We start from the raw sequence: 9,613 nt of genomic DNA, 5'->3' as shown, positions 1-9,613 counted from the left end.
CGCATGGCGATATGTCCTCACTCAGGGTGTCCACGCCCTGGTTCGACGAGACCGGCGGTGAGAGTTCCTGGCTCCCGGGGAGTTTCTTCCCCGATGACAGTGGCGGGACCGCGCCGGATTCGCACCGGCTTCCTCTCATGCCGCCGTACTTGGCTCCGGCAGTCCACCACGGGGTGAGAACGGCCGTCAACTGGCTGTTGACCTGCGGAGGGACAGTGTGCGCAGGCCCACATACGCGTGGGGTGCGGGACGGTGATCCGTCCCGCACCCCACGCGCGGTACCGCTCGGCGCAGCCCGGTTCCGGGCCGCCGCCGGGCTACTTGGTGATGATCAGAGAGATGCCGTACGCCACCGCCGCGGCGCAGGCCGCGAAGCAGACGTACGCGCCGGTGGCCGCCGCGACCGCGGAACCGCCCTGGGCGGACTCCTTCTTGGAGAGGCCGGCGACACCGAGGGTGAAGAGGGCGACGAGGGCCACGGTCACTCCGAGGCTGACCCCGAAGACGGACCCGAGGGCTGACCAGTCGATGCTCATGCTGTTTCTTCCTTCGGTTCTCAGGCCACTCGGGACGGCGCCGACGGGTTCACCGTGGGCTCGGCCGGAGCCGGGATGGTGGCCGTGAGGCCTTCGGCCACGGTGCCGGCCGGGGGCGGGGTGACGGCGGCGATGGCCTGCGTCACCACACCGGCGGGCTCCTCGGTGTCGTTCACGTTGTTGTGGTCGATCACCTCGCGGCGCGAGCGGCGCCAGATCGCGAAGCTGGAGCCGACCAGGAACGCGGCGACGAGCGCGGTGCCCCAGGCACCGAAACCGGTCACCCACTCGGCACCGGCGCCGACCAGGGCTGCGGCGGGCAGCGTGAGGACCCAGGCGACGACCATGCGGGTGGCGGTGGACCAGCGGACCACACCGCCCTTGCGGCCGAGACCCGCGCCCATCACGGAACCGGAGACCGAGTGCGTGGTGGAGAGGGAGAAGCCGATGTGCGAGGAGGCCAGGATGACCGTCGCCGCGCTGGTCTGGGCGGCGAAGCCCTGCTGCGGCTGAAGGTCGGTCAGGCCCTTGCCCATCGTGCGGATGATGCGCCAGCCGCCCAGGTAGGTGCCGAGCGCGATGGCGAGACCGGCGGAGAGGATGACCCAGACCGGCGGGTCCGAGTCGGGAGCGACGGCGCCACCGGCGACCAGGGCCAGGGTGATGATGCCCATCGTCTTCTGCGCGTCGTTGGTGCCGTGGGCCAGCGAGACCAGGCCCGCGGAGGCGATCTGGCCGGCGCGGTAGCCCTTCTTGGTGGCCTTGGTGTCGGCGCCACCGCTCAGCTTGTACGACAGCCGGGTGGCGAGCATGGCGGCCAGACCGGCGACGACCGGGGCGGCGACGGCGGGCAGAAGCACCTTGCCGACCAGGACGTCACCGTGCACGGCGCCGGTACCGGCGGACGCGATGGTGGCGCCGACCAGGCCGCCCATGAGGGCGTGCGAGGAGCTGGACGGGAGCCCGACGAGCCACGTCACCAGGTTCCAGAGGATCGCGCCGACGAGCGCGGCGAAGATCACCTCTGGCCGGATGCCTGTCTCGTCGACGAGGCCCTTGGAGATCGTGTTGGCGACCTCGACGGAGAGGAAGGCGCCGACAAGGTTGAGGGCGGCGGACATGGCCACCGCGACCTTGGGCTTGAGTGCGCCGGTCGAGATGGTGGTGGCCATCGCGTTGGCGGTGTCGTGGAAACCGTTCGTGAAATCGAACACGAGAGCGGTGACGATCACGATTCCGAGGAGGAGCGTGATGTGTTCCATTTACCCAGGCTTCTGTTGGACGTCAGTGGCAGGTGGACCGTAGGCAACCTGGATGAACGGAAGATGAACTGGGTCGGGCTGCATGGTGTCCTGAACGGTGGATTGTCATTCCGCTTGTGTCGAGGCGCGGCTCGACGGCTTCGAACGGATTCGGAATTCCGTACTCCGCTTGGGGTCGGTGCCTCGGATGAATCGTTCGGTTCGGGGCGGGTTCGGGCGGTGAGATCCGTGTCACCCGCAGGTTGTAGCCGTCGTCACAGCTCCCGAGGGCCCGAGAGGGTCGCCCCCTGGGGGTGTGCGGGTGCTGCCGGGTCGTAGCAGGCCGACCACGGGGTGTGATCCGCGGTAAATGTCCGACCCGGGGTGACGTCGGTGTTCCATGGATGTGACGTGATGTAAATCACATACAACCGTGGGGTCTTGGCGGGCCGATCCCTCCCGCATCCGTCCTGAAGCACGCCCGCGCGGGGTGCGGGGAAAGCGGTGGCTGGCAGGATCGCGTCATGACTGAGCGGCACCAGGACACACCGGGCGGGCCCGAGCGGGTACGGACTCCCGGGGAGCCCGCCGAACCGGACGGGCCGGTCGCCCCCACCGCCCCCACCGAGCCCGCCGAGCCCGCCGAGCCCTCCGCACCCGGCGGTTCGGTCGCGTATGACGGGCCGGACGGGCTCCGGCGGGCCTGGGACGAGTTGGTCTCCACGGCCCGGCGCACGGTCGCCGACGGGCTGGTCGTCGGAACGTCCGGCAACGTCTCGGTCCGCGTCGGCGACACCGTCCTGGTCACCCCCACCGGCGTCCCCTACGACCGGCTGACGCACGACGACATCACCGGCGTCGCCCTCGACGGCCGGCAGGTGCTCGGTTCGCTGCGCCCGACCAGCGAACTGCCCATGCACCTCGCGGTGTACCGCGCGACCGAGGCGCGGGCCGTCGTCCACACCCACGCACCGCACGCGACGGCCGTCTCGCTCCTCGTCCACGAACTCCCGCTCGTCCACTACATGGCGGCGGCCCTCGGCGGCCCGGTCCGCGTCGCCCCCTACGCGGCCTACGGCACACCGGAGCTGGCCGAGAACACCCTCCGGGCCCTGTCCGGCCGCACCGCCTGCCTCCTCCGGAACCACGGCACCATCGCCCACGGAACCACGCTGGACCAGGCGTACGACCGCACGGCCCAGCTCGAATGGATGTGCCGCGTCTGGCTCCTGTCCGCCTCGGTCCCGGGCCTCACCCCCGCCCTGCTCTCCCCGGCCCAGCTCGAGGAAGCCGGCGAGCGCCTGCGGGGCTACGGCCAGCAGACCTGAGGCCCGCCCGCACCACGCCCGGCGCACCGCACCAGGCCCCTTCCGCGCCGCCCCGCTGCGGAGGGGGCGCGGAGGGCCGTCCGTCACCCCTTGGCGCGCTCCCGCTGGCCGATGGCCGGGTCCCCCGGGAAACTGGTCGAGTGCGCACCCTAAGAGCCACGGCAGCGGCCGTCACCGTAGCCATAGCCGCGGGCGCGGCCTCCGTGGCGGCGGGCCGGTTCGCCAGCGACGCCGCGCTGAAGACGAGGCCCGGCAAGCCTCTGCCCACCGAGCCCCGGCTCACCGTGCACGCCACGACGTCGGGCGGAATCACCCTCACCAGGGCCCTCGCGTCCCGGCGCCCGGGAACCTACGGCCTCGCGGGCGACGGCTCGCACGCGGTCGTCGGCCCCCTCCAGAACTCCGTGCCCCACACCGCCGACACCGTCGTACGCAGCCTCGAACGCGTCACCCACGGCTCCCTGGAGCCCGGCGACAAGGTGTGGCTGACCCCGAACCTGTACGTCGGCGACCCCGGGTCCGCCCTCGGACTCGAACACGCCGACGTCGACGTGCCCGGCGAACTCGGCGCACTGCCCGCCTGGTTCGTGCCCGCGGTCCGCGACACCTGGGTCATCACCGTGCACGGCCTGGGCAGCACCCGGGAACACCCCATGAACCTGATGGGGTTCCTGAACAGACGGCACTTCCCCGTCCTCGACCTCGCCTACCGGGGCGACCTCGGCGCCCCCCGCCCGCCCGACGGCCTGAACCACCTCGGCGAGACCGAGTGGCGCGACCTCGACGCGGCCATCCGGTACGCCGTGCGGTTCGGCGCCGAGCGGGTCGTCCTGTACGGCTGGTCCACCGGCGCCACGATGGCCCTGCGTGCCGCCGCCCACTCCGCGCTGCGCGAGCGCATCTCCGGGCTCGTCCTGGACTCACCGGTCCTCGACTGGGAGACCACGCTGCGCGCCCTCGCCGGCGCCCGCCACACCCCGGCCTTCCTGCTGCCGCTCGCCGTGCGCGCCGCACAGGGCCGCACCGGCGTACGCGGAGACCGCATCGCCCACGCCGCGCACCCCGACCAGGTCAAGGTGCCCACCCTGCTGGTGCACGGCCCCGACGACGGCATCGCCCCCTGGGGCGCCTCCCGCCGCCTCGCCGCGAGCCGGCCCGACCTGGTCACCCTGCACACCGTCCCGAACGCCCCGCACGGCGCCATGTGGAACGCCGACCCGGCGACCTACGAAGAAGCCCTGCGCCGGTTCCTCACCCCTCTGATGTAAGCGCCCCGGCCGCCGCGGAGACGGGCTTCCGGTTGGGTCCCCGACAACTCCGCGCGGCCCTCGTTCCCGCGCGCCGGGCCCCCCGGGAGGCCCCCGCTCCCAGCGCCCCCGCGGCCCGCGACGGCATTCCGTTTGGGTTTTCGGACTGTCAACCGCAAGACTGCACCCGTGACGTCCCGTAACCCGCGCGACTCCAGGCTCCGACTCGTCAGCCCGCGGTCCCTCGCGACCGCTCCCCGAGCGGTGACCCAGCGCCGCACCCGCCGCCCCGCACCGCGCCCGCCGGAAGGCACACCGCCGCCCGCGGAACTCGCCCGCATGGCGCGCACCGGCCTGTCCGACGCTGCCCGCGTGGCGCGCTGGGCCGACGCCGCCCTGCGCCCGGGGCGCGACAGCGCGAACCCCGACGGCAAGGGCACCCTCTCCGACGCCACCGCCGAACGGGCCGCGACGGATCTCGGACTGACCCCGGTCCAGGTCCGCGCCGACTGGGACACCGCCCGCCTGGCCGGCCTCATCGAGGTGCACGGCGGCGACGCCCGCCCGGGATGGCGGCTTCGCGCCTGGAGCCGCGACGACAGCGCCGTCCTGCGCGGCTGGGTCGCCCTCTTCGACGCCTGGTCCCTCGCGTACCCCGAACCGGTGGACCGCGAGCCCGCGGCCGTCGCCGAGGTCGTCTCCGCGATGCCCCAGGTGCTCTCCTTCCTCCAGCTCTCCGCCGGACCGGTCCCCGTGGACCAGCTCCTCGACCTTCTCGGGCAGCGCGTCACGGAACTGCGCACCGAGCGCTGCGAGATCTCCTACGGCCCCGACCCCGCGACCGACCCCGCCCCGGAACCCGCCGAGGTCCCGGACGCCCCCCTCGCCCCGCTCCTCGAATGGGCCCTCCAGGCACTCGCCTCCGTCGGCGCCCTGACCTACGGCGAGGGACAGGCCACCCTCACCGCGCTCGGAAGCTGGGCGGTGTGGGTCAAGCTGGAGCAGATCTGCGTCGCCGCGCAGAGCCCCGCCGGCAACATCGAGCAGTCCGCCGAGGACATGCTCCGCGGCTGCGCCCAGCTCCGCCCCAACGCCGCCCGCGCCGAGTACCGCGCCTGGCTCGCCGCCCGCCCGGTCGGCGGCGCCGTCACCGAACTCATCGACGCGGCCCGCGGCGAGGACGCCCTCACCCGCGGCCTCGCCTTCGAGGCGCTGCGCGTGGTCGGCGCCCCCGCCGAACCGGACGTGCGCGCGGTGGTCGAGGAGACCTCACTGCGCCCCTACGCCCTGCTGTGGCTCGCCGAGCACGACGGCTACGACCCCGAGGACGCCCACGAGGTCCTCACCCGCGCCGAGTCCACCTGGCTGTGGGTCGACACCGCCGCCGCCGTCGCCGACCACGGCGAGTCCCCGCTCCTGGTCCGCCATCTGGAGTCCGCGGTGCAGCCCACCGTGCCCGCGCTCCTCGACGAGGTGCGCGCGGTCGGGCACCCGCGCACCGTGCAGGTGCTGGTCGCGCTGGCCGCCGCCCACCCGGACCCGGCGCTAGCCAAGGCCGTACGCCGGGCCGCCTTCCAGGTGCACACCGGAGGGAGCTGACCGGCCCGGCCGGGACCGCCTCGGACCGAAGCCCGGAGCGGTCCTACGCGCCTATCTCCGGGGCGTAGGTGCCGAAGCTCCAGATGTTGCCCTCGAGGTCGCGGGCCATGTAGTCCCGCGAGCCGTAGTCCTGGTCGGTGGGCGCCATCAGGATCTCCGCGCCGTGCTCCACGGCCCGCTGGTGATGTGCGTCGACGTCGTCCACGACGATGTACACCCCGCACGGGCCCGCGCTCTTCATCGCCTCGTCGAAGCGGCCGCCGCGGCCCTTGGAGCCGAGCATCACCGCGCCGTTGCCCTGCACCAGCTCGGCGTGCGTCACCGAGCCGTCCTCACCCTCGTAGACGGCCAGCTCGGTGAAGCCGAAGGCCTCCGTGAGCTGCCTGATCGCCGCCTTCGCGTCCGCGTACAGCATCGAGGGGTAGATACTCGGGCGCTCGTTCGTGCCGGCCATACCGATCACTCCGTCTCGTCACAAACTGCCGGATTCCGATCCGCTGCCCAGTCTGGCACCCGCCACTGACAACGCCCCGCGGCCCGGATCACCGGGACGGTCACGCTCACCGGAAGGTGTTGCACTGCGCCATGTCGCCGCTGGTGAAGCCCTGGTAGAACCACTGCTGCCGCTGTTTGGCCGACCCGTGCGTCCAGGTCTCCGGCGTCACCCGGCCCTGGTACCGCTCCTGGATCCGGTCGTCGCCGACAGCCGCCGCCGCGTCCAGACCGTCGCGGATGTCGGTGTCCGTCAGCGAGGTCAGCAGCGGCTTGCCCGACGAGGACGGTGTGGTGGTCGCGTGCCGCGCCCACACCCCCGCGTAGCAGTCGGCCTGGAGTTCCACCTTCACCGAGTCGCTGTCCGCGCCGGTCACGCCGTCCTGCGCGCCGGCCAGGGTGCCCGTCAGGTTCTGCACGTGATGTCCGTACTCGTGCGCCACGACATAGGCCTGCGCGAACGGTCCCCCGCCGGAGCCGAACTTCGTCCGCAGATCGTCGAAGAAGCCGAGATCCAGATAGACCTTGCGGTCACCGGGACAGTAGAAGGGCCCGACGGACGACGACGCCGTGCCGCAGGCGGTGCCGACCCGGCCGCCGAAGAACACCGTCGGGGCGCGCGTGTAGGTGCCGCCCCGGCGCGCGAACTCCCGGTCCCAGTAGGCCTGGACACTGTTGACCACCGCCACGGTCCGGCAGTCCTCGCGGGCGTTGGCGTCCCGCCCCTTCAGACAGGTCCGCTGCACCTGCGCGAGCGAGGAGGAGGACGCTCCGGGCTGGTCGCCGTCCGAGGTGAGCCCGAGCTGGTCGGGACCCACCCCGAAGAGCAGCCCGAGGACCAGGGCGATCAGACCGGCGAGGCCGCCGCCGAGGGTCGCCCTGCCGCCGGGGATGCGAGCGCCGCGTACGTCCCGCACCTCGGAGGTGTCCAGATCGGCGTCGTCGTCGAACCGCATGAGCACACCACTTTCGTCGCTCCGTGGCGCCATCCTCGTACGCTCCCGGGCCCCCGGCCCCGGCCCGCGGTCCGAACGGGCGACCCCGGACCCGGCCGCCGGACCGGTCCGGTCCGGGCGTCCGGAGCATCCCGGAAGGGGGCGAGTGTCACAGTGCGCACCGGAAAAGTGGTTGCACGGCCCCGTTAGACTTGGCCCATGGCCATTCTCCTCGCGCACTAGACGGCGGGAACGCCTCAGCCGCCCACCCCGCCAACCCCATCGCTCTGGAGTCTGTCCGTGATCTCCGCCTCCGGTATCGAGCTGCGCGCCGGCGCCCGCATCCTCATCGAGTCCGCGACCTTCCGCATCACGAAGGGCGACCGCATCGGCCTCGTCGGCCGCAACGGCGCGGGCAAGACGACGCTCACCAAGGTCCTCGCCGGCCAGGGCCAGCCCGCCGCGGGCACCGTCACCCGCTCCGGCGAGGTCGGCTACCTGCCCCAGGACCCGCGCACCGGCGACCTCGACGTCCTGGCCCGTGACCGCGTCCTGTCCGCCCGCGGCCTGGACGTCCTGATCCGCAAGATGCGCGAGAACGAACAGCGCATCGCCAACGGCGCAGGCGCCACCCGCGACAAGGCCATGCGGCAGTACGAGCGCCAGGAGACGGAGTTCCTCACCAAGGGCGGATACTCCGCCGAGGCCGAGGCGGCCACCATCGCCGCCGCGCTCAACCTGCCCGACCGGGTGCTCGGCCAGCCCCTGCACACGCTCTCCGGCGGTCAGCGCCGCCGTATCGAGCTTGCCCGCATCCTCTTCTCGGACGCCGACACCCTGCTGCTCGACGAGCCGACGAACCACCTCGACGCCGACTCGATCGTCTGGCTGCGCGACTACCTGAAGACCTACCGCGGCGGCTTCATCGTGATCTCCCACGATGTCGACCTCGTCGAGACGGTCGTCAACAAGGTGTTCTACCTGGACGCCAACCGCGCCCATATCGACGTCTACAACATGGGCTGGAAGCTCTACCAGCAGCAGCGCGAGGCCGACGAGAAGCGCCGCAAGCGCGAGCGGCAGAACGCCGAGAAGAAGGCCGCCGCGTTGAACTCGCAGGCGGACAAGATGCGCGCCAAGGCCACCAAGACGGTGGCCGCGCAGAACATGGCCAAGCGCGCCGACAAGCTGCTCGCCGGCCTGGAGGCGGTCCGCGTCTCCGACAAGGTCGCCAAGCTGCGCTTCCCGGAGCCCGCGTCCTGCGGCAAGACCCCGCTCATGGCCGAGGGCCTGTCGAAGTCGTACGGCTCCCTGGAGATCTTCACGGACGTCGACCTGGCCATCGACAAGGGCTCCCGCGTCGTCATCCTCGGTCTGAACGGTGCCGGCAAGACGACCCTCCTGCGGCTGCTCGGCGGCGCCGAGAAGCCCGACACCGGAGAGGTCATAGAGGGTCACGGCCTGAAGCTCGGCTACTACGCGCAGGAGCACGAGACCCTCGACCCCGAGCGCACGGTCCTGGAGAACATGCGCTCCGCGGCCCCCGACCTGGACCTGGTCGAGGTCCGCAAGACGCTCGGCTCGTTCCTGTTCTCCGGCGACGACGTCGACAAGCCGGCCGGTGTGCTGTCCGGCGGCGAGAAGACCCGTCTCGCGCTCGCGACCCTCGTCGTCTCCTCCGCGAACGTCCTGCTCCTCGACGAGCCGACGAACAACCTCGACCCGGCCAGCCGCGAGGAGATCCTCGGCGCGCTGCGCACCTACAAGGGCGCCGTCGTCCTCGTCACCCACGACGAGGGCGCCGTCGAGGCGCTCCAGCCGGAGCGGATCATCCTGCTGCCGGACGGTGTCGAGGACCTGTGGGGCTCCGACTACGCCGACCTGGTGGCCCTCGCCTGAGTCCCGCGCGGCCTCCAGGAGGGGGTGCGCGCCGCTTGATCGATTGACTGATCCACTGCGTATGGATCATTCGGCCGATCCGTGATCCATCATCTGTGTGAGATCTCCTCGTACCGAGGTGTGTCGTACATCGATTTCACGGCCGAGTCCTTTGTTCCCAAGGGCTCGGCCGTCTTGCGTCGCTGACCAGGCACTTCGCGGACGAACCCGTTCGGCGGTACCGGCGACATCGGACGGAATCCCTGATTCCGTTCGTGGGGACGGACTCCTGTCGTCAAAACCTTGTCTTACGGACCTTGCCGAATGGGTGGCCATGACGCCCGAAAGGGGTGATCA

General features: G+C 71.9%; 8 protein-coding genes and 1 riboswitch. Of the genes, 4 read left to right on the top strand and 4 right to left on the bottom strand.

Going from position 1 to position 9,613, the window contains the following annotated elements:
- Positions 1 to 40 precede the first annotated feature (40 nt).
- A riboswitch (cobalamin riboswitch) is annotated at positions 41 to 184 on the bottom strand.
- A 133-nt stretch (positions 185 to 317) separates the two neighbouring features.
- Complete coding sequence (locus ACFXGX_RS08280) at positions 318 to 536, bottom strand: hypothetical protein (protein WP_326788553.1); 219 nt, start codon at positions 534 to 536, stop codon at positions 318 to 320.
- A gap of 20 nt (positions 537 to 556) precedes the next feature.
- On the bottom strand, positions 557 to 1,798 hold the full coding sequence (locus tag ACFXGX_RS08275) for an anion permease (protein WP_384786485.1): 1,242 nt from the start codon (positions 1,796 to 1,798) through the stop codon (positions 557 to 559).
- 503 nt (positions 1,799 to 2,301) lie between these two features.
- On the opposite strand from ACFXGX_RS08275, the gene ACFXGX_RS08270 reads away from it, so the two are divergent.
- The 3 genes from ACFXGX_RS08270 to ACFXGX_RS08260 all read left to right on the top strand — a co-directional run bounded on the left by ACFXGX_RS08270 (position 2,302) and on the right by ACFXGX_RS08260 (position 5,951).
- The gene (locus ACFXGX_RS08270) at positions 2,302 to 3,105 is read left to right on the top strand and encodes a class II aldolase/adducin family protein (RefSeq protein ID WP_384786482.1); all 804 of its coding nucleotides are present in this window, start codon (positions 2,302 to 2,304) and stop codon (positions 3,103 to 3,105) included.
- Between the two features lie 140 nt (positions 3,106 to 3,245).
- Entirely contained in the window at positions 3,246 to 4,373 is a 1,128-nt protein-coding gene (locus ACFXGX_RS08265) for an alpha/beta hydrolase family protein (protein ID WP_384786479.1), read from the top strand.
- 168 nt (positions 4,374 to 4,541) lie between these two features.
- On the top strand, positions 4,542 to 5,951 hold the full coding sequence (locus ACFXGX_RS08260) for a hypothetical protein (RefSeq protein WP_384786476.1): 1,410 nt from the start codon (positions 4,542 to 4,544) through the stop codon (positions 5,949 to 5,951).
- A 43-nt stretch (positions 5,952 to 5,994) separates the two neighbouring features.
- On the opposite strand, the gene ACFXGX_RS08255 is transcribed toward ACFXGX_RS08260, so the two are convergent.
- Together ACFXGX_RS08255 and ACFXGX_RS08250 are read right to left on the bottom strand one after the other, a co-directional pair.
- Positions 5,995 to 6,405 (bottom strand): VOC family protein, encoded by a 411-nt coding sequence (locus ACFXGX_RS08255; protein WP_384786473.1) that lies wholly within the window; start codon positions 6,403 to 6,405, stop codon positions 5,995 to 5,997.
- 106 nt (positions 6,406 to 6,511) lie between these two features.
- Positions 6,512 to 7,399 carry a neutral zinc metallopeptidase gene (locus tag ACFXGX_RS08250; protein WP_384786470.1) on the bottom strand — a complete coding sequence of 296 codons (888 nt, stop codon included), beginning with the start codon at positions 7,397 to 7,399 and terminating at the stop codon, positions 6,512 to 6,514.
- Positions 7,400 to 7,678: 279 nt separating this feature from the next.
- Between ACFXGX_RS08250 and abc-f the strand changes: the two genes are divergently transcribed.
- Positions 7,679 to 9,277: a ribosomal protection-like ABC-F family protein gene (gene abc-f, locus ACFXGX_RS08245; RefSeq protein ID WP_384786467.1), complete on the top strand. Its 1,599-nt coding sequence runs from the start codon at positions 7,679 to 7,681 to the stop codon at positions 9,275 to 9,277.
- Positions 9,278 to 9,613: the final 336 nt, after the last annotated feature.

The organism is Streptomyces sp. NPDC059371 (assembly GCF_042751995.1).
Lineage (GTDB): Bacteria > Actinomycetota > Actinomycetes > Streptomycetales > Streptomycetaceae > Streptomyces.
The sequence above is the reverse complement of the archived record's forward strand: the minus strand, read 5'-3'. Positions and strand labels throughout refer to the sequence as shown.

Coding starts and splice junctions, on each gene's coding strand:
- ACFXGX_RS08280 (WP_326788553.1), bottom strand. CDS start 536: ATGAGCATCGACTGGTCAGCCCTCGGGTCCGTCTTCGGGGTCAGCCTC.
- ACFXGX_RS08275 (WP_384786485.1), bottom strand. CDS start 1,798: ATGGAACACATCACGCTCCTCCTCGGAATCGTGATCGTCACCGCTCTC.
- ACFXGX_RS08270 (WP_384786482.1), top strand. CDS start 2,302: ATGACTGAGCGGCACCAGGACACACCGGGCGGGCCCGAGCGGGTACGG.
- ACFXGX_RS08255 (WP_384786473.1), bottom strand. CDS start 6,405: ATGGCCGGCACGAACGAGCGCCCGAGTATCTACCCCTCGATGCTGTAC.
- ACFXGX_RS08250 (WP_384786470.1), bottom strand. CDS start 7,399: ATGCGGTTCGACGACGACGCCGATCTGGACACCTCCGAGGTGCGGGAC.